At 33.6% G+C, this 18916-nt stretch carries 18 protein-coding genes and 1 pseudogene; 7 read left to right on the top strand and 12 right to left on the bottom strand.

All coding sequences use genetic code 11. The features are described 5' to 3' along the window. Nucleotides 1-4 precede the first annotated feature (4 nt). Nucleotides 5-1798: an excinuclease ABC subunit UvrC gene (uvrC, locus tag EAH81_RS23515; protein ID WP_140511523.1), complete on the bottom strand. Its 1794-nt coding sequence runs from the start codon at nucleotides 1796-1798 to the stop codon at nucleotides 5-7. 136 nt (nucleotides 1799-1934) lie between these two features. Here uvrC and EAH81_RS23510 point away from each other — a divergent pair, with 136 nt between their 5' ends. Both EAH81_RS23510 and EAH81_RS23505 read left to right on the top strand, forming a co-directional pair. Beyond that, nucleotides 1935-2915 carry a succinylglutamate desuccinylase/aspartoacylase family protein gene (locus EAH81_RS23510; protein WP_140511448.1) on the top strand — a complete coding sequence of 327 codons (981 nt, stop codon included), beginning with the start codon at nucleotides 1935-1937 and terminating at the stop codon, nucleotides 2913-2915. Continuing rightward, nucleotides 2902-3471: a 5-formyltetrahydrofolate cyclo-ligase gene (locus tag EAH81_RS23505; RefSeq protein ID WP_140511447.1), complete on the top strand. Its 570-nt coding sequence runs from the start codon at nucleotides 2902-2904 to the stop codon at nucleotides 3469-3471. Before EAH81_RS23510 ends, EAH81_RS23505 begins: the two co-directional genes overlap by 14 nt. 298 nt (nucleotides 3472-3769) lie before the next feature. Here the strand turns inward: EAH81_RS23505 and EAH81_RS23500 are convergent, their stop codons facing one another. The 8 genes from EAH81_RS23500 to EAH81_RS23465 form a co-directional block, all read right to left on the bottom strand. Continuing rightward, nucleotides 3770-4516 (bottom strand): tetratricopeptide repeat protein, encoded by a 747-nt coding sequence (locus EAH81_RS23500; protein WP_140511446.1) that lies wholly within the window; start codon nucleotides 4514-4516, stop codon nucleotides 3770-3772. Between the two features lie 73 nt (nucleotides 4517-4589). After that, complete coding sequence (locus EAH81_RS23495) at nucleotides 4590-6341, bottom strand: BatD family protein (protein WP_140511445.1); 1752 nt, start codon at nucleotides 6339-6341, stop codon at nucleotides 4590-4592. A 132-nt stretch (nucleotides 6342-6473) separates the two neighbouring features. After that, the gene (locus EAH81_RS23490; protein WP_140511444.1) at nucleotides 6474-7238 is read right to left on the bottom strand and encodes a tetratricopeptide repeat protein; all 765 of its coding nucleotides are present in this window, start codon (nucleotides 7236-7238) and stop codon (nucleotides 6474-6476) included. A 42-nt stretch (nucleotides 7239-7280) separates the two neighbouring features. Continuing rightward, a complete protein-coding gene (locus tag EAH81_RS23485; RefSeq protein ID WP_140511443.1) occupies nucleotides 7281-8315 on the bottom strand; it encodes a vWA domain-containing protein in 1035 nt (344 codons plus the stop codon). 83 nt (nucleotides 8316-8398) lie between these two features. Continuing rightward, nucleotides 8399-9400 carry a vWA domain-containing protein gene (locus EAH81_RS23480; RefSeq protein WP_140511442.1) on the bottom strand — a complete coding sequence of 334 codons (1002 nt, stop codon included), beginning with the start codon at nucleotides 9398-9400 and terminating at the stop codon, nucleotides 8399-8401. After that, complete coding sequence (locus EAH81_RS23475) at nucleotides 9400-11034, bottom strand: protein BatD (RefSeq protein ID WP_140511441.1); 1635 nt, start codon at nucleotides 11032-11034, stop codon at nucleotides 9400-9402. Before EAH81_RS23475 ends, EAH81_RS23480 begins: the two co-directional genes overlap by 1 nt. 127 nt (nucleotides 11035-11161) lie before the next feature. After that, nucleotides 11162-12025 carry a DUF58 domain-containing protein gene (locus EAH81_RS23470; protein ID WP_140511440.1) on the bottom strand — a complete coding sequence of 288 codons (864 nt, stop codon included), beginning with the start codon at nucleotides 12023-12025 and terminating at the stop codon, nucleotides 11162-11164. 80 nt (nucleotides 12026-12105) lie between these two features. Beyond that, complete coding sequence (locus tag EAH81_RS23465; RefSeq protein ID WP_140511439.1) at nucleotides 12106-13110, bottom strand: AAA family ATPase; 1005 nt, start codon at nucleotides 13108-13110, stop codon at nucleotides 12106-12108. Nucleotides 13111-13333: 223 nt separating this feature from the next. On the opposite strand from EAH81_RS23465, the gene EAH81_RS23460 reads away from it, so the two are divergent. The 4 genes from EAH81_RS23460 (at nucleotide 13334) to EAH81_RS23445 (ending at nucleotide 16763) form a co-directional block, all read left to right on the top strand. Beyond that, nucleotides 13334-14209, top strand: coding sequence for an aldo/keto reductase family oxidoreductase (locus EAH81_RS23460; protein WP_140511438.1), 876 nt, complete (start codon nucleotides 13334-13336; stop codon nucleotides 14207-14209). 192 nt (nucleotides 14210-14401) lie between these two features. Next, nucleotides 14402-15154: an SDR family NAD(P)-dependent oxidoreductase gene (locus EAH81_RS23455; RefSeq protein ID WP_140511437.1), complete on the top strand. Its 753-nt coding sequence runs from the start codon at nucleotides 14402-14404 to the stop codon at nucleotides 15152-15154. Nucleotides 15155-15187: 33 nt separating this feature from the next. After that, the gene (locus EAH81_RS23450; protein WP_140511436.1) at nucleotides 15188-15577 is read left to right on the top strand and encodes a four helix bundle protein; all 390 of its coding nucleotides are present in this window, start codon (nucleotides 15188-15190) and stop codon (nucleotides 15575-15577) included. A 46-nt stretch (nucleotides 15578-15623) separates the two neighbouring features. Further along, nucleotides 15624-16763 (top strand): ATP-binding protein, encoded by a 1140-nt coding sequence (locus EAH81_RS23445; protein WP_140511435.1) that lies wholly within the window; start codon nucleotides 15624-15626, stop codon nucleotides 16761-16763. A 204-nt stretch (nucleotides 16764-16967) separates the two neighbouring features. On the opposite strand, the gene EAH81_RS23440 is transcribed toward EAH81_RS23445, so the two are convergent. From EAH81_RS23440 to EAH81_RS23430, 3 genes are all read right to left on the bottom strand, one after another. Then, a complete protein-coding gene (locus tag EAH81_RS23440; protein ID WP_140511434.1) occupies nucleotides 16968-17276 on the bottom strand; it encodes a hypothetical protein in 309 nt (102 codons plus the stop codon). A 10-nt stretch (nucleotides 17277-17286) separates the two neighbouring features. Then, complete coding sequence (locus EAH81_RS23435; RefSeq protein ID WP_140511433.1) at nucleotides 17287-17763, bottom strand: DUF6932 family protein; 477 nt, start codon at nucleotides 17761-17763, stop codon at nucleotides 17287-17289. A 100-nt stretch (nucleotides 17764-17863) separates the two neighbouring features. After that, complete coding sequence (locus tag EAH81_RS23430; RefSeq protein WP_140511432.1) at nucleotides 17864-18607, bottom strand: DUF3298 and DUF4163 domain-containing protein; 744 nt, start codon at nucleotides 18605-18607, stop codon at nucleotides 17864-17866. Between the two features lie 100 nt (nucleotides 18608-18707). Here EAH81_RS23430 and EAH81_RS23425 point away from each other — a divergent pair. Next, a pseudogene (locus EAH81_RS23425) lies at nucleotides 18708-18916 on the top strand (IS982 family transposase); the annotation flags it as partial.

Here is an 18916-nt window from a genome sequence, read left to right as displayed (position 1 = left end):
ATAGCTAGTTGGTTTTGTAAAAGTCGACAATTTTTTTGGCTTTTGATACTCCAATGACATCTGAAATTTCTTTTTCGGATGCTAGTTTCAATCTTTTAACACTTTTGAAATGTTGTATTAACGTTAGCATGGTTTTTTCTCCAATTCCCGGAATACTTTCTACTGATGAGTTCAGTGCAGCTTTGCTTCGTTTGTCGCGATGAAAAGTGATTCCAAAACGATGCGCTTCATTTCGTAATTGCTGAATTACTTTTAATGTTTCGGATTTTTTATCGAGATATAACGGAATTGAATCTCCGGGATAAAAAAGTTCTTCGAGGCGTTTTGCAATCCCGATAATAGCAATTTTTCCGCGTAAGCCTAACTCATCGATACTTTTTAAAGCGGCTGATAATTGTCCTTTTCCACCGTCAATAATTATCAATTGTGGCAAAGGTTCTTTTTCGTCTAATAATCTTTTGTAACGGCGATAGACAATCTCGGTCATCGAAGCAAAATCGTCAGGACCTTCGACAGTTTTTACATTAAAATGGCGATAATCTTTTTTACTTGCTTTTCCGTCTTTAAAAACTACACAAGCTGCAACCGGATTTGTTCCCTGAATGTTCGAGTTATCAAAACATTCGATATGTCGGGGTTCTGTTGGTAAGCGTAAATCTTTTTGCATTTGTGCCATGATGCGATTGGTGTGTCGATCAGGATCTACAATTTGCAATTGTTTCAATTGTTCGATTCGGTAGAATTTTGCATTTCGAATCGATAAATCTAATATCTGTTTTTTGTCCCCAAGTTGCGGAACGGTTGTTTTGATGTTTTCGCCCAAATTAATTTCAAACGGAACTATGATTTCTTTTGATAATAATTGAAAGCGTTCGCGAAGTTCGATAATTGCCAGTTCTAATAATTCTTCATCACTTTCGTCCAGTTTTTTCTTTATTTCTAAAGTATGCGAACGAATAATTGATCCGTGTGATATTTGCAGAAAGTTGACATAAGCCGCACTTTCGTCAGATACGATTGAGAAAACATCAATATTGGTAATCTTCGGATTTACTATCGTAGATCGCGATTGATAATTCTCTAGAACTTCAATTTTTTCTTTTATTTTTTGTGCTTCTTCAAAACGTAAATCCTGTGCATATTGCGTCATCAATCGCTTAAAATCTTTCATGCTTTCTTTGAAATTTCCTTTCAGAATTTCGCGAATAGCATCGACTTGTTTTTGATAATCTTCCAGAGATTCCAAGCCTTCGCACGGTCCTTTGCAATTGCCAATATGATATTCGAGGCAAACTTTGAATTTTCCGGAATTTATATTTGATTTGCTGAGATCATAATTGCAGGTTCGCAACGGATACAATTCTTTGATTAAATCCAGAATTGTATGTACGGTTTTGAAACTGGTATAAGGTCCAAAATATTCTGAACCGTCTTTGACCATTCTTCGGGTCGAAAATATTCTGGAAAATGGTTCTTTTTTTATACAAAGCCAAGGATAACTTTTGTCATCACGCAACAATACATTATATCGCGGTTGTAGCGTTTTGATTAAATTATTTTCTAATAATAATGCATCGGTTTCGGTAGGAACGACGATGTGTTTTATGGTTACAATTTTTTTTACCAGAACATTTGTTTTGGCAGTATCGTGGATTTTATTGAAATAAGAGGAAACTCTTTTTTTTAGATTTTTGGCTTTTCCAACATATAAGATCTTCCCTTCTTTATCGTAATATTGATACACGCCTGGATTGTCCGGCAAGGTTTGGATTTGAAGAACTAAGGACGGATTTTGCATTCTGTTTTGTTTCTGAAGATAACTGATATGCTTTTTCAAAAACCATTCCGATTTCTGTAAAAAGCTTAACATTGATTTAGATTCAAATTTACGAAATCAAAAGAATAATTTCTATATTTAGATTTTATAATTCTATATGAAAAATAATACGCCCCTGGTTATTTTTGACGAAGCGATTTTGCCCGGAGAAAGCAAAACGATAAATGTCGAAATTGCTCGTTTACATACTACTACAAAACTTAATATTCCGGTTATCGTGCGCCGCTCAAAATTTGAAGGCCCGGTAGTTTTGTTCTCCGCAGGAATTCATGGTGATGAAATTAATGGTGTCGAAATCGTTCGTCAGATCATCAGTAAAAAAATTAACCGTCCTGCAAGAGGAACTATTATTTGTATTCCGATTATCAATATGTACGGTTTCGTAAATAAATCGCGCGAGTTTCCGGACGGAAGAGATTTAAATCGTGTTTTTCCGGGAAGCAAAAAAGGTTCTTTGGCAAGTAGATTTGCTTTTCATATCGTAGCGCAGGTTTTACCAATTATTGATTATGCTGTCGATTTTCACGCCGGTGGAGCAAGCCGTTTTAATGCGCCGCAAATAAGAATAACAGAGAATAATCCCGAATTGAAACTTCTGGCAGATGTTTTTAATGCGCCTTTTACACTTTATTCCAAAAATATTAGCGGCTCTTTTAGAAATACCTGTGAAAAAGCCAATGTAAAAATGCTTCTTTTTGAGGGTGGAAAATCTTTGGATATTAATGATTTGGTTGCCAATGAAGGTGTAATGGGAGTAAAGCGTTTATTGGATTATCTAAAAATGCTTGATCCAAAACATATCGTTGAAAAAGCAGAAGATCCTTCGATATATATCAAAAACTCGGTTTGGCTGCGCGCGAAATGTTCCGGTTTATTGCATGATTACAACAAAATTGGACGCTTTGTGACCAAAGGAACTATTTTGGCAATTATAACAGATCCGTTTGGTAAATTTGAACAAAAAGTAAAAGCACCTCACGACGGATTTGTAATCAACGCTAATCATTCGCCAATTGTGTACGAAGGCGATGCGATTTATCATATGTCTAAAAATAGCCCTGAAAATGCCGACGAATAAAAAAGAATTACGATTACATTATAAAAATCTTCGCAAACAACTTTCTGAAAATGATCTCGAAGAAAAGAGTTTGGCTATAGCCAATAATTTAATCAGTTTGCCCATTTGGGATAAAACGTATTATCATGTTTTTCTTCCTATCGAAGAACAAAAAGAGGTTAACACCGAATATATTCTGCATTTGCTTTCCGGAAAAGATAAAGAAATTGTGATTTCGAAAAGTGATTTTGAAACGCGCATTATGTCTCACTTTTTATTAACAGATAATACTAAAATTAAGAAAAACGAATATAATATTCCGGAGCCGGTAAATGGTTTGTCTGTTCCTGCAGAAACTATTGAGGTGGTTTTTGTACCGCTTTTAGCTTTTGATGTTTTAGGCAATCGTATTGGTTATGGAAAAGGGTTTTATGATAAGTTTTTGGCTGGTTGTAAACCCGAAACTATTAAAATTGGTCTTTCTTTCTTTGAATCAGTAAATCAAATTGACGATGTCTTCGAATCAGATGTAAAATTAGATTACTGTGTGACGCCTGAGAAGGTTTATAGATTTTAGATTTCTACTATATAAGTTATATAAGGACATATAAAACTGGATGTTTTTTCTACACAGGATGTTTTTTTACCGCAAAGTTCACAAAGGTTTTTGTTTATTGGAATGCTCAGAAAACACAAAGTTCACAATCCCGATCCCGAAACTTCGGGACGGGATGTGTTGATTCAGCTTTGTGAACTTTGCGTAAATACCTTGCGAGCTTTGCGGTAAAATCATAAGTGTGATATAAATTTACTTTAGTGTAAGTATGCACACAACTTATAATTACTTATATCACTTATATGGTGAAAAATTAAATTTACTTTACTTCTTTAATTGTAGTACCATCAATCCAACCTTCGGTGCCATCCGTTAATTCGATTTTTGTCCATCTTCCAAGAGTTTCCATAACGTAGACTTTTGCACCTTCATGCAATAAGAAAATGGCTGCTCCGGCTTTTTGAGGTTCGCTTCTAACTTCGCTTAATTCTGAAAAAACAATTGCTGGACGATCGTTATCAAAATGATTTTTCTCAGACATTCCGGCAAAAACACTTAATAACAAAGCAACCAAAAGAACAAACATCCCAATGAAATAGATTCTTTTGGTAAGTGTAAGCTGTGAAAAGTAATAACCAATAAAAGCCAATAGAAATAGAAATGCAATTCCCACAGCGATTTTTGCCCAGACATTATAATTAAAAATACCGGTAAAGTTCTGAATCAGTTTTGCAAAACCTACTTTCGGAACTTCTTTAATTTCGTCGATTGTTAGTTTTTTGGCAAATTTTAAATTGTTCAAAACATCCGGATCGTGAGGTTTAAGAACCAATGCTTTCTCGTAATTGTAGATCGAAGGCGCTACTTTATTTAATTTATAATAACTGTTTGCCAAGTTAAAATACAACTCTGCAGATTGTTGTTTGTCTTCTTTAATAATACTTTCATAAACATCTACAGCTTGCTGATATTGCGCCTTTTGGTACAATGTATTTCCTCTTTCAAAGCTGCTTTGAGCAAAGAAAATCTGTGTGATTAATAAAAAAAGATATACTATATTTTTCATTTTATTTTCTTTAAACCTAACAGGTTTTAATCCCGAGGCTTCGGGACTGTTAGGTTTGCTATTAAAGTTAAATTTAAACAATCTGTTTCTCCAATTCAGAGATAATCAGAACTGCTTTTTCGTAATCCTGTTGAATTGAAGCGCTTGATGCCGGAGCATATCTTGCAAACTCACAGTTTTCTGTCAGATTAATAAAATTCTGAACTGTTTCCGGATTTGAATTTCTTGATAACAGCAATTCGCGAATATTGTCTTTGCTCATTTCTGAAGTTTCAATATGCAATTTTGCTTTCAGGAAATTGTGCATTGCTTTTTCCAAAGCGATATAAAATGGCTCTTTGTTGTTGATTTGTTTCTTGGCTTCAGATAAATATTTCTTCGCCAGTTTATTATTCATTCTAATACGGTTTCCGGTAACATCGCCATCAATTGCTTCTTTTCTTTTCTTAGCCAGAACAATAATTGGTAAAATTATAAATGGTAAGAACAACAAAGTATAATACAAATCAGAACCATAAAAATCATTTCTGGCAATGGCAACTAATGTTGTTTTTGATTTGATATATTTGAATTGCTCTGTTTTCGAAATCACGTTTTTAGCAGCTGTTGCATTTGCTTCAGCTTGCATTGGTCCGTCAAGAACATCGACCATAATTTCTTTTGAAGTTATGGTTTTATAAGAACCTGTATTCAAATCAAAATAAGAGAATACCATAGGTTTTATAGCATATTTCCCTTTATATTGCGGAATAATGGTGTATTTATCAGTTATTTTTCCTGACATTCCAGACAGTGAAGTTGTCACTTTTTCGTCATGAACCGGATCATACATTTCCAGTGCATTAGGAACAACAGGTTTTGGTAGTGTAAACAATTTCATGTTTCCGTTTCCTGAGGCACTAACGATTAAGTCAAGACTTTCTCCGCTTTTTAAAGAGGTTTTAGAAGGTGTTACCGTAAAATCAAATTTACCAACCGCTCCGCTAAAACCTTCCGGTTTCGTAGCTTCAGGAAGAGGTCTTATATTAATGGTTTTTGCTCCGGCAGAAACAACTTTGCTTCCATCAGTAAGAATCATTTGACCAAACATGTCCCGACGATTTGTTGGCATTTGTACGCCAATTTCCAGCGAAAGTGGTTCAATAGTAAGTCTGCCTGATTTTTGAGGATACAGAATGGTCTTTTTCAGGATTACATAATAACATTTTTCTCCTTGATAAGTTCCTTGCTCAAGGGACAATTGTTTGATATCGATATTCTGATTCCAGAAGTCGTTATATTTTGGCTTAGCCAATTCTTTAAAGCCATTAACATTGATATTGTTGAAATACAGTTTGTAAACTACTGTAATAGGCTCATTTACATATGGACTTGTTTTTGAAATTTCGGCTACAAGATTTAGCATTTCGTCTCCATTAGAAGATCCTTGTGGTCTAGGATCGTTTGGATCTCTTTCTTGTGCAACGGCATTTGTAACAACGATTTTTATAGGCGATGTCTTGTAAATCTGACCGTTGTATTCAATAGCCGCCTGCTTGATATAAACTGTTCCTTTTTGATTGGGCTGTAAAATATAAGAATATATTTTCTGAAAAGAACTTCTTCCGTTTACCCACGATTGACTTACTTGCTGACTTGGGCCGCCTACGATTCTAAAACCTTCAAATGAAGGCTGATCAAAGTTGTCTCCATCAACATTCATCATAAAGTCAACACGTAATCTTTCGTTCAGTCCGAGCGTGTTTTTGCTTACTCTGGCTTCAAATTGAACTTGAGCCAAAAGCCCTTGAAAAGTGAATAGTAATAAAATTAAATATCTTTTCATTAAATTATTTTCAGTTTTTGTTTAACTGTTTAATTGTTTTTTAGTTTAACCGTTTAATCGGTGAAATATTGTTTAATTGGTTCTAAGATGATTCAAATCAATAAATTAGCGATTAAACAATTCAGCCTTATTTTACCAGTCTTTTTCGGTTTTTTTAGGACTTCCTTTTACTTTTTGAGCGTTTACTTTATCCTGAACTTTCTTCTCTTCGTTGTTTACGGCATCTAATAAATTCTGAACTCGTTCTTTAGATATTCCGCCAGGCTGTGGTTTTGGCTCTCCTTTATTGTCTGATTTGTCATCTTTCTTCGGATCGTTTTTACCATCTTTTTTATCCTTGTCTTTGTCGCCCTTGTCGTCTTTTTTATCTTTATCCTTGTCTTTATTTTTATCTTTGTCCTTGTCTTTATCTTTATTTTTATCCTTGTCCTTATCTTTATTTTTGTCCTTGTTTTTATCGTTTTTCGGAGGATTTTCTTTTAATTTTTGTTTTGCCAAAGCATAATTGTAACGCGTTTCCTCATCTGTTGGATCATTGCGCAAAGCTTCTTTGTAGGCCTCAACCGCTTGGGTATAATCTTTCTCTTTCATCAAAACATTTCCTAAGTTGTGGAATGCTTTGTGTTTTTCAGGTCTTGTTTTGGCATTTTTTATGGCTTTCGCGTAAGCAAATTTAGCTTCCGAAATCTGATTTTGTTTATAAATAGTGTTTCCTAAATTGTAAGGAGCAATTGCGCGCTTTGGAAATTTTGATTCCGAAATTCTATAATTAGCTTCAGCATCAACAAATTTATTCTGCTTATATTCTTCATTGGCATCAGGCAATGTTTTATCCTTTTCCTGAGCCGAAACTGCTAAAGAAAACGTTAGTAAAATATAAAGAAGTAAATTTTTCATTCTAATTTTTTTATGTTTTGTTTCAAATCTTAAGGGAAACAATTATTTCTTTTCGTTAAATAAATTCAACTCTTTTATCCAATTTGTTTTTCTTTCTAAAAGGAAAATATCAACAAACAATAATAAGAAAGCAAAGCCAATGAACCATTGAAATTGCGCTTGAAAATCGGCCATTTGAGTAGCTTCAAATTCTGTTTTCTGAATGTTGTTTAAAGCGTTTTTGATATATTCTAAAACCTCTTTTGTATTTCCGCCATATACATAACCGCCTTTTGTAGCTTTTGCAATGGTTTTCAAACCTTCCTGATTTAGTTTTGTGATAACAGTTTGTCCGTTTTGATCTTGTTGGAAGCTTTTTACAACACCATTTTCTTTTAACGGAATTGTACCTCCTTTTTCTGTTCCAACACCAATTGTAATGATTTTCATTCCCATTTTATTGGCTTCTTCTGCAGCAGCCGAAGCACCTTCAGAATGATCTTCTCCATCAGAAATCAGAATCAAGAGTTTACTTGTTTTACTTTTTTCGTCAAAATAAGTCGATGATAATCTGATTGCTTCATCAAGTGAAGTTCCTTGTGACGAAACCATATCCGGCGTCATACTTTGCAGGAACATTTTGGCAACATTATAATCAGAAGTAATTGGCAAAACCGGGAAAGCACTTCCTGCGTAAGCTACAATTCCAATTCTGTCATTTCCTAAGTTATTGATGATCTGCGAAACCAGTTGTTTACTTTTTTCTAAACGACTTGGTGCAACATCTTCGGCAAGCATACTTTTAGAAACGTCAACGGCAAAAACAATGTCGATACCTTCACGTTTTACAGTTTCCATTTTTGTTCCAATCTTCGGATTTACCAATCCGATAATTAAACAGGCAAGTGCCAAAAGTATCACCGATAATTTTAATACAGGTTTAAAAACAGATCGCTCAGGGCTCAGTCTTTTTACCATTTCGAGATCACCAAATTCGCGTTGTTTTTTTCTTTTCCAATACATATTGAAAAGGAAAATACACACCACAATTGGGAGTAATAACAAAAGATATAAATATTTTTTTTCGTCTAATTCCATTTTTTAATTCTAGTTCTCAGTCGCAGTTTTCAGTCTCGGTTTTCAGCTGTAAACTGTAAAACTGTGACTGCGACTAAAATATTTTAAATAAAGCTTCTGTAAACCGTATTTCTTAAACCTACTTCCAACAATAATAAAAAGGCTGCTAATAAAACAAAACCCCTGTATTTTTCGTCGTAATCATAGAATTTTAATTCCTGGATTTCAGTAGTTTCTAATTTATTAATTGCGTTGTATATTTCAGCTAATCTATCATTACTTGTTGCTCTAAAATAAGTTCCATCAGTTTTACGGGCAATACTTTTCATTAATTGTTCGTCGATTTCAACCTTTTGCATTTTATATAAAAATCCTCCATTTGGTGCATAAGCATATGGAGATTCTGCCATTCCGTTGGTACCAATCCCAATTGTATAAACTTTTATTCCGTATTGTTTCGCAATGTCTGATGCCGTTTCCGGCTCGATAAAACCGGCATTATTAACACCATCGGTCATTAAAATGACCACTCTACTTTTTGCTTTACTGTCTTTAAGACGGTTTACGGCAGTTGCCAATCCCATCCCAATTCCGGTTCCGTCTTGTAAAGCCGTATCATATTTAATTCCTTTTATCGCTTCGAGGATAATCGCTTTGTCACTTGTTACCGGAGTTTTTGTATAAGCTTCAGAAGCGTATAAAACCAATCCAACTCTGTCATTTGGTCTTTCTCCAACAAAATCTGCGGCTACTCTTTTTAAAGCTTCCATACGGTTTGGCTTTAAATCTTTTGCCAGCATACTTCCTGACACGTCAATTGCAAGAACAATATCAATTCCTTTCGTGGTTTTTGTCTGACTGCTTATATCAACTGTTCTGGGTCTTGCTAAAGCAATAATTAAAGAACATAAGGCAATAATTCTAAAAACATATAAACAAGGTTTTAATTTCGTTAATAGCGATTCGCTATTTTTGAAACCTTGTGTCGAACTCATCTTTAAAGTAGGTGATTGCTGATTTCGTTTCCAAAAGAACCAAGCGATCGTAATTGGAATCAATAGAAACAACCAAAAAAATTGTGGGTTTAAAAAAGTTATTTTATCCATTAGTTGCTCGCTTTTTGAAGTTCAACAGAATTTAAAATGCGTGCTGTAATATCATTCGCATAGGTATCGCCTTCCTGATGTAAAATCACGATTTGCTGTAATCCCTGATCTTGTTTGAAAAGCAAAATTTCATAATATGCTTTTGAACTTGTTTTGTCAACCGGATTTAGGATTGTCATTGTTCCATATCCTTTTAATCCCTGAATACCCTGATTGGTTTGAAAATCTTCTTGTTTTACAATAATATTTTGTCCGCCCTGAGATTCAATTACTTTTAAAGATCCCTCTAAAGCTTTTGCTAAATCAAGCTCTACAGGATTTTTAAATTTACTAGTTGAAACTGCCACGTAAAAGTTGTCAATCATACTTCCGTAAGCGAAAAGCTGCATCTCTTTAATAAGTGCCATAGTTTCTTTTGGTAATACTTTTTGAGTATCCATTCGTTTTAAAACTTTTGGAGTTTCAAGAAGAACAGCAGGATTTCCGTAGGCACTTTTTACCCATTCTCCCTCTAATAATTCTTTTGATGGATGCCCAATAAGATTGTCTTTTACATAATTGAAACCTTTAGTAACAATAAAGAATGTTGTTGTAGCAAATACTAAAAATACGACAGTTCCTACAGCAATTGCGATACGTTTATTGCGTTTTTTAAGTAGTTGTTGCTTAATTTGTTTTTGCTTCTGAGCTTCATTTAACAATTGATCTTCTTCTTCGGCAGGAACTTCAGTTGGGATCGCATTATCAAGTGTAAGGATTACTCTTTGAATTTTATTTCGGTCTTCGGTAATTTCAAATTCTAAAGGTTTAGATTTTGCAAATTTCACCAAATCCGCCTGACGTAAAACACGCTCCAAATTTTCGACAGTTTCAGGAGTCAGCGTCATTTTCTTTTTGGTAGAAGCCGTTCTGATCGCCTGAATCAATTCAGATGTTGTGCTTTCCATTGCCGGAATATGAATCGCTTCTTCAATATAGTTACGCGCAATATCGGTTAATTCACTGTAGTATTCTTTGATTTCACCTTTTTGAACCAATTCTTTTTGCTCCAGATTGTTTAGCAAACTTGTCGCTTTTTCGATAGGCGTTTTGTAAACTTCTTCTTCAATTTTTTTCAATTGGCGTTTTTTGACATACCAATATACAAAAGCTCCGATTGCAAGAATAACGATAAGAATCAAAAGATAAATCCACCAATTTCCTATTCCGCTGTCAGCAGCAGTAATGTCTTTGATATCATACATTTTTTGTTGTAACGTGTCGACTTTTACATTGGCAACTTCAACACGAATAGAATCTGATAAATAAGGCTGTTTGTCAATTAAAATCTTAATACTCGGAATGGTATATTTTCCGGAATCAAATTGCGTTAAACCATATTTTTTGATCAATTCATAAGTATCGTTTTTCTTCACCGTATCAATTGGATACGACTGAATTACTTCCAGTTGTCCAATAGTTTTTAGTTTAGGAAAAACAACTTTCGACTTTGAACTGACAACCGTTTTAAGCGTTAACTTAAATTCGGCTCCAATTTTATTTTTTGTAGTATCAATACTGGTCTCAACTTGTTTTTGCTGTGCAAAAATAGCCGAGGAAAGTAAAAATAAAAAGATGTAAAACTTTAATTTCATTTGATTTTGATTTCAGATTTTAGTCTAAAACGAATACTTAATTGGCACGCGGATGACGCGGATTTAAGCAGATTTTATTTTTGATGTTTATATTCTTAAAATCTAAGAAGTCTAATAATTTAATATATTATCGTGACTTGAAATAACCTAATAATTTTGTCACGTAATTTTCGTCGACTCTTGTGTTTACAACACCTGCGCCTGATTTACTAAAAATATCTTTAAAATAATTTACTCTGTCGTGATAGTGTTTTTCGTAATTCATTCGCACTGTTTTTGAACCCGTATCAACCAATTGAATTTTTCCGGTTTCGGCATCAAGCATTGTCACCATTCCTAAATTCGGAATTTTTTCTTCACGAATATCATACACACGAACGCCTGTGATGTCATGTTTTTTAGAAGCGATTTTTAAAGTCTGCTCATAATTTTCAGACATAAAATCGGAAATCACAAAAACAATAGCTTTCTTTTTCTGAGTTCCTGAAAGGAATTTTAAAGCAGCTCCAACATCTGTTTTATGGCTTTTTGGTTCGAATTCGATTAATTCACGAATGATGCGCAAAACATGTGAACGGCCTTTTTTTGGCGGAATATACAATTCTACATTATCAGAGAATAATATCAAACCAATTTTGTCATTATTTTGTGTAGCCGAAAAAGCCATCGTTGCCGCAATTTCGGTGACGATGTCTTTTTTAAATTGACTTTTTGAACCAAAACCTTCTGACCCCGAAATGTCTACCATTAACATCATGGTCAATTCGCGTTCTTCTTCAAAAACTTTTACGTGGGCTTCATTGTAGCGTGCAGTTACATTCCAATCGATGTTACGAATGTCGTCGCCATATTGGTATTGACGTACTTCACTAAAAGTCATCCCGCGCCCTTTAAATGAAGAGTGGTATTCTCCCGAAAAGATGTGATTGCTCAATCTTTTGGTTTTGATTTCTATTTTCCGTACTTTTTTTAAAAGCTCTTTTGTATCCATTTCTTTAGTTTTCAGTCGCAGTTTTCAGTTGCAGTTTACTTAATAAGGTGTTCACTGTGACTGAAAACTGAAAACTATTTTTAAGGTACTTCAATCTCGTTTACGATTTTGTTGATAATGTCTACAGAAGTAATGTTTTCGGCTTCAGCCTCATAAGTTATTCCAACTCTGTGACGTAAAACATCATGTACAACTGCGCGAACATCTTCTGGAATTACATATCCACGACGTTTGATAAAAGCGTAACATTTTGCTGCAATAGCTAAATTGATACTTCCACGTGGTGATGCTCCAAAACTAATAAGAGGTTTTAAGTCTGCAAGTTTATATTTCTCTGGATAACGAGTAGCAAAGATGATATCCAGAATGTATTTTTCAATTTTTTCGTCCATGTAAACTTCACGAACAGCTTCTTGTGCGCGTAAAATTTGTTCTACAGAAACTACTGCATTTACTTTTTCGTAAGATCCTTTTAAATTTTGGCGAATTACAAAACGCTCTTCGTCAATTTTTGGATAATCAATTACGGTTTTAAGCATAAAACGGTCAACTTGTGCTTCCGGAAGTTGGTATGTTCCTTCTTGCTCAACAGGGTTTTGAGTTGCAAGTACTAAAAACGGACGATCAAGTTTGAAAGTTGTGTCGCCAATAGTTACTTGTTTTTCCTGCATCGCCTCCAAAAGTGCTGACTGAACCTTTGCCGGAGCACGGTTAATCTCATCGGCAAGGACGAAATTAGCGAAGATTGGTCCTTTTTTAATAGAAAACTCGTTTGCTTTGATGTTGTAAATCATCGTTCCAACAACATCGGCAGGTAATAAGTCGGGAGTAAACTGGATACGGCTGAAAGAACCTTGCACTGCTTGCGACAAAGTATTTATCGCTAAAGTTTTTGCTAATCCGGGAACACCTTCAAGCAAAATATGCCCTTGCCCAAGAAGTCCAATTAGCAAACGCTCGACCATATGTTTCTGGCCCACAATAACTTTGTTCATTTCCATTGTAAGAAGGTCTATAAAAGCACTTTCTCTTTCAATTTTTTCATTTATCGCTCTAATGTCTAAAGTCGTTGTATTTTCTTCCATATAAATATTTTTAAAACCTTTTTAAAACGTTGATTTTTATGCCTTACTTTTGAGAGTGCAAATTGAATATTTTTTGAGAAGTAAGATGTTAAAGAATGGTTAAAACTTCGACCAAAGACCTAATTTTAAGGACTAATTGTGAATCTATTTTTATATTTTTAAGAACTTTGATGATTATGCTTCAGAAAAGCATATTTATTACCAAAAATAACGCAATAAAACCATGAGTAAAACAGCATTATCGCCCATAATTTCGGGCACTATGAATTGGGGAGTTTGGGATAAAAACCTTACAACTAAAGAAATGGAAAATCTGATACAGCTTTGTATCGAAAACAAAATCACCACTTTTGACCACGCAGACATTTACGGAGCTTACACTACAGAGGCTGATTTTGGAAAAGCTTTTCAAGCCAGCAAAATTTCGCGTGACAAATTACAATTAATAACAAAGTGCGGAATTCAGATGATTGCTGAAAAACGCCCGGAAAACAAAATCAAGCACTACGATTATTCTAAAGAATATATAATTTGGTCTGTCGAAGAATCATTAAAAAAACTGAAAACAGATTATGTTGATGTTTTCTTATTGCATAGACCAAGTCCGTTAATGCAAGCTGATGAAATTGCTGAAGCTGTTGGAAAATTAAAAGCAGAAGGAAAAATTATTGATTTTGGTCTTTCTAATTTTACCAGTTCTCAAACTGAATTAATTCGTCAGAAAACAGAAGTTAGTTATAATCAGGTACAATTTTCGGCTACTCATTATGAAGCAATGACTGATGGAAGTTTAGATTATATGCAAACACACAAGATTCGTCCGTTGTCATGGAATCCGCTTGGAACAGTTTTTAGAGAAGACACTAAAAAAACACGTCGTTTGAAAAAACTTCTTGCTGATTTGGTTCAAAAATATGGTTTTGGTTCAGATACCCTTTTGTTGGCCTGGATTTTAAAACATCCTGCAGGAGTAATTCCGATTGCGGGAACGGTAAATATTGCAAGAATTCAATCGTTGATGAAAGCAGTTGAATTAGAAATGGACAAAGAAGACTGGTTCGCGATCTGGACAGAAAGTATGGGAGACGACGTACCTTAAAAACAGTCGCGTTTTAAGTTTTCAGTAAAGTGTGAAAAAATATTAGCCATAGATTAAATGGATTTTCACTGATTAAAGATCTGCGGGATTTGCTAAATCTGCGTGAAAAAAATTACTCTCGCAGATTTAGCAGATTATGGAGATAAAAAATCATTATCTTTTACTCTGTGACAAAAAAAAATAAAAATAAAAATGAAAAAAACAGTTTTAATTACTGGTGCTACAAGCGGAATTGGAAAAGCAACTGCACAAATATTGGCTCAAAATAACTATAAAGTGGTTCTTTGCGGAAGACGTATCGATCGTTTAGCACAACTGGAAAAAGAACTTTCTGCTTTTACAGAAGTGCATTCTTTGTCTTTTGATGTTCGGGATAAAAATGCTGCTTTTGATAGTATTCATAATTTGCCTGAAGAATTTTCTACAATTGATGTTTTAATTAACAATGCGGGAAATGCACATGGTTTAGATCCAATTCAAACTGGAAATGTAGACGATTGGGATGCTATGATTGATATTAATGTAAAAGGACTTTTATATGTTTCGAAAGCTATAATTCCGCAGATGGTCGAAAGAAAATCAGGGCATATTATTAATATTGGTTCAATTGCTGCAAAAGAAGTTTATCCAAATGGGAATGTATACTGTGCTTCAAAACACGCTGTTGACGCAATAAGCAACGGAATGCGAATGGATTTAAATCCATACGGAATTAGAGTTGGGGCAATTCATCCCGGAATGGTAGAGACCGAGTTTAGCGAAGTGCGCTTTAAAGGGGATTCTGATAGAGCATCATCCGTATATAAAGGTTTAGATGCGTTGCAGGCAGAAGATATTGCGGATATTATTCATTTTGTGGTTTCAAGAAAATACCATGTTAATATTTCTGATTTAATTGTCTTGCCAACGGCTCAGGCTTCGGCAACGATTGTTAAGAAAGTTTAATTATTTTTTATTTCTATTTTTTATTTTTTAATTATGGCAAATTATAGTTCTTTTGAGGAGATGGTTATTTATCAACTCGCTCGAGAACAATGCAATCAGGTATGGAGTTTAATTATGACTACGTCATTAGGTCAGGATTATAAGTTGAGAGAACAAATTAATGGTTCTTCAGGTTCAGTAATGGATAATATTGCAGAAGGTTTTGGTCGGGGTGGTAATAAAGAATTTATAACTTTTTTAAGTTATTCAAGGGGTTCATGTTGTGAAACGAAAGCCCAATTGCAAAGATGTTTTGATAGAAAACATATTAATGAAATTACATTTTTCGAATTAAATGCCAAAGCTCAAATTATAATCGATCAGATTTCTAAATTTATGAATTACTTAAAAACTTCTGATAAGAAAGGTTCAAAGTATGATTGAGTAATTAGAGAATAAAAAATAGAAATAAAAAATAATCAATATTCACATGATCAATAAGCGCCTTTTAATAAAAAACCTACTCGCCCACAATGACGAGAGCAGTTTTTATGATAAAAAAAGGCAATTGAATTTGCATTCACGTGAAGGAAAAGGAAAGTTCCTGAAACACATTTGCGCATTATCAAATTCAAATCCAACTAATAATTCTTATATCGTAGTTGGAGTAGAAGATCAGGATAACGAAATTGTAGGCGATGATTTTTTTGACGATAGCCGAATTCAAAATCTTGTAAATGCTTTTCTGGAGAATCCACCTAAAATTCAATATGAAAATGTACCGTTCCCGAATCTTCCAAAAGATAAAGTGGTGGGATTGGTAACTATTAAGCCTAAAAGCAAAATATCTTATTTCAAAAAGGGAATTCATACAACTCCGGCGAATAGTGTTTTTGTGCGACGCGGAAGTAATTCGGTTCCTGTTGAAGGTGAAATTGAGAAGAATTATCAGAACACAGAAACGGTAATCGGAATCGAAAATAGCTCCCGAAACAGTATTCAATATACACTTGACGGCGTTATCGACTTTATGAATTTTCGCCACAAAGACATGTCGCCTAAGTATTATGTTTTTAAAGAGTTGTTTGTTATTTGCTGGGCGGGTGTTCCTCATAAATCCCGTGATAAAACCTTTTTATCCCGTGTAGATATTGAGTTGATCAATGAGCAAATTAAACTTTTTTATTCGGCTCAGGATGTTGTTACGATTGTTTTTGATGACGATAGTTTTACTATAACCGAATATGTTCCGCTTGGTTTAAATGATAAAACGAGTTATTATCCATTAGAGAAACAAACAATTCATTTTTTTGACAACGGTTATTACAAAATTGATCGTGAAATGCTTTTCCAACCTCCGGAATTCAATCGGAAAATGTTGTATCATATTTATAATGCAAATACGGCATTGCTTCAAAAACTCCAAAAAGGAATTCCTTTATCGGAACGTGAATTAAAAGATTTGGAAAATCTTCCATCGACTTTTATGATTTGTTATTTGAATGGTTTTGATGATGCCAAACAAAAGCTGATCGATGCAAAATTACTTTTAAAGCCTTTTGGGAATATTTACTTGTCGTTTAAAGAAGCGTTGCGGATTTTGAGAAAAATGAAGTATGATGTTCAGTGAAAAAAAGGTTCAAAGGATCAGAGGTTCAAAGCGACAAAGGTTTTCTGAAGAGACCCACAGTAGTCTAAAACAATACCTGTTTTAGAGGCTCAAAGGTTCGGAGATTCAAAGCGACAAAGGTTTTCCGTAGAGACTCACAGCAGCGTCTAACTCAAAGAGTTTTAATTTTTTTTGAATTGCCTCCTAGCTTTGGCGGGGAATTTATTAAGCGTAATTTTCAATAAATACGTCTTCAATCTTTTTTAAGTTGTCATTTTCCTCAAATTGCAAATGTCTCATTTCGTTATTGTAGAATTTCTCTATAAAAAGTTTAATGATATACATAACTTCTGTTCTATTGTCGCTATTGGTCAAAAGCTCTTTAACTAAATAATTACTTAGTTTTAATTTTTGATTTTTATATTGGCTTGACATTAAATCAGAATCTGAGTCTTTATGTAGGGCAAGCATTTTGTCAACTTTATCTATTTCTTCTATTAAGTCTAAAATATGATATAACTTGTTATCTTTCATTTGTTGTAAATTAAAATTTTATTTCCAAAAAACCTTTGGATAACCTATTTCCTCTAATTCTTCTTGTCTTTGTAAATCGATCCAGCCAATATGCCTTATCACTTACATATCTAAAATTATTAATGTGATTTTCAGGATAAACTTCAATAATGTAGGCGTCAACGCCATAAATAATTTCTGAATTAGGATATTTAAAGTCATCTAAATCTGAGCCTAATTGGGAAACAATGTTGTAATCTAAAAACGTAACTAAATCAATATCTCCAGGATTGTTCTTTTTCGTTACATAAGATCCGTTAATCCATTGATGTAGGTTGTCTAAATTACATACTTTTTTGAAATCCTGATTATATTTAACATAAGCTTCAAAAATTTCCTTTCTTTTTATAGAAGGGATTTTTAATACGAACTCATTTTCTAGTTGTTGAATAGTTGATGTGATTTTATTATCAGGAACTAATAGTCCTGAATGGTTGAAGGTTAGCATAAAAGAAAAAATTAAAAGAAAAACCAAATGTAATAAAAAAAATGTAAGAAAAGTTTTTATTTTTTGATTCTGGTATTTTATAGAATTGTGTTTAAAACAATCATTTATATTTCAAATATTTACTCACTTTCTCATAAGGAAATAAAAGCTCTTTTGGACCATCGGCATACGAAGCTGCTTCATAAGAGTTATAATATAAAAGCAAACCATCTTCTGTATAAAAAATATTCTGTGGTACTTGAAACTTGTCGTTTTCAAACATCAAACCGGTTGCATTGATGTTGGCTTTTGTTGGAATATGATATTTTGCCCTGAATTCTTTTTCGGCGAAAGCCTTAAATTCTTTTTCATTTTTGAATATCTGATCGCTAAAAATGGTTTTTCCGGTTTTAGGGTTAAATAATAAAGAACGGAAACCCTGATAGCCGTGAGCGCCACCGGTAAAAGTATAATGATCAATTTTTATATTTAAAATCTGATCAGAATTAAATTCGACATTCCCTTTTATTTTTCCTTCCCATCCAAAAGTTTCAGTTGGAAATTTTTTATGCATCTCTTCATAAGAAGAGATAAAAGATGTTGTTAATGTTTTATAATCATTCACTTTTACTTTGTCTTCCCCAAAATAAACGATTTCTTTTATTACAGAAAAAACCTTTTTATTGATGCTGTCTGCAACGATAGGAATATTTTTTGCAATTGGAACTTCGATCTTAATTTTTGGACAATCGCTTTTGCAGGGAATAGTAGATTCTTTTTCAAATGTTTCATTTTCAAATGAAAGCTCTTTGTTGCAACTGGTCAAGATTAAAAACAAAAAGACTAAAATAGTTAAGTGTTTCATATCAAAAAGTGTTAATTAATTCAAGTTGCTAGTTTAGAGGTAATAAAAAAACAAAGCACAGGTTCAGTAAATTTGTTTTGCGAACCAATAAACCTTACCCATGCTTTGTAAAGACAAAATTATATCAATTTTTTGTTTAATAGACGATATTTTACAAGGAATTAATCATCCGGAAGATGTAAGAAGACATGTAAGTGACAGCGAAATTATCCTGACAGCAATTGTTTCTTCGACAAGTTTTTATGGCAATCACTGCTCAGCCATTAAGTTTATGAAAGAATATGGATTTATTCCAAAGATGCTTGATAA

It is taken from the genome of Flavobacterium pectinovorum (assembly GCF_006438875.1).
GTDB lineage: Bacteria > Bacteroidota > Bacteroidia > Flavobacteriales > Flavobacteriaceae > Flavobacterium > Flavobacterium pectinovorum_A.
This window is presented reverse-complemented; position numbering and strand designations above follow the sequence as displayed.

Bases quoted from the DNA above. Each gene is read 5' to 3' on its own strand.
- EAH81_RS23430 (WP_140511432.1), bottom strand. From the start codon at position 18,607: ATGAAACACTTAACTATTTTAGTCTTTTTGTTTTTAATCTTGACCAGT.
- EAH81_RS23490 (WP_140511444.1), bottom strand. From the start codon at position 7,238: ATGAAAAATTTACTTCTTTATATTTTACTAACGTTTTCTTTAGCAGTT.
- EAH81_RS23440 (WP_140511434.1), bottom strand. From the start codon at position 17,276: ATGAAAGATAACAAGTTATATCATATTTTAGACTTAATAGAAGAAATA.
- EAH81_RS23495 (WP_140511445.1), bottom strand. From the start codon at position 6,341: ATGAAAAGATATTTAATTTTATTACTATTCACTTTTCAAGGGCTTTTG.
- EAH81_RS23445 (WP_140511435.1), top strand. From the start codon at position 15,624: ATGATCAATAAGCGCCTTTTAATAAAAAACCTACTCGCCCACAATGAC.
- EAH81_RS23505 (WP_140511447.1), top strand. From the start codon at position 2,902: ATGCCGACGAATAAAAAAGAATTACGATTACATTATAAAAATCTTCGC.
- EAH81_RS23460 (WP_140511438.1), top strand. From the start codon at position 13,334: ATGAGTAAAACAGCATTATCGCCCATAATTTCGGGCACTATGAATTGG.
- EAH81_RS23485 (WP_140511443.1), bottom strand. From the start codon at position 8,315: ATGGAATTAGACGAAAAAAAATATTTATATCTTTTGTTATTACTCCCA.
- EAH81_RS23510 (WP_140511448.1), top strand. From the start codon at position 1,935: ATGAAAAATAATACGCCCCTGGTTATTTTTGACGAAGCGATTTTGCCC.
- EAH81_RS23435 (WP_140511433.1), bottom strand. From the start codon at position 17,763: ATGCTAACCTTCAACCATTCAGGACTATTAGTTCCTGATAATAAAATC.
- EAH81_RS23455 (WP_140511437.1), top strand. From the start codon at position 14,402: ATGAAAAAAACAGTTTTAATTACTGGTGCTACAAGCGGAATTGGAAAA.
- EAH81_RS23465 (WP_140511439.1), bottom strand. From the start codon at position 13,110: ATGGAAGAAAATACAACGACTTTAGACATTAGAGCGATAAATGAAAAA.
- EAH81_RS23450 (WP_140511436.1), top strand. From the start codon at position 15,188: ATGGCAAATTATAGTTCTTTTGAGGAGATGGTTATTTATCAACTCGCT.
- uvrC (WP_140511523.1), bottom strand. From the start codon at position 1,798: ATGCAAAATCCGTCCTTAGTTCTTCAAATCCAAACCTTGCCGGACAAT.
- EAH81_RS23475 (WP_140511441.1), bottom strand. From the start codon at position 11,034: ATGAAATTAAAGTTTTACATCTTTTTATTTTTACTTTCCTCGGCTATT.
- EAH81_RS23470 (WP_140511440.1), bottom strand. From the start codon at position 12,025: ATGGATACAAAAGAGCTTTTAAAAAAAGTACGGAAAATAGAAATCAAA.
- EAH81_RS23500 (WP_140511446.1), bottom strand. From the start codon at position 4,516: ATGAAAAATATAGTATATCTTTTTTTATTAATCACACAGATTTTCTTT.
- EAH81_RS23480 (WP_140511442.1), bottom strand. From the start codon at position 9,400: ATGGATAAAATAACTTTTTTAAACCCACAATTTTTTTGGTTGTTTCTA.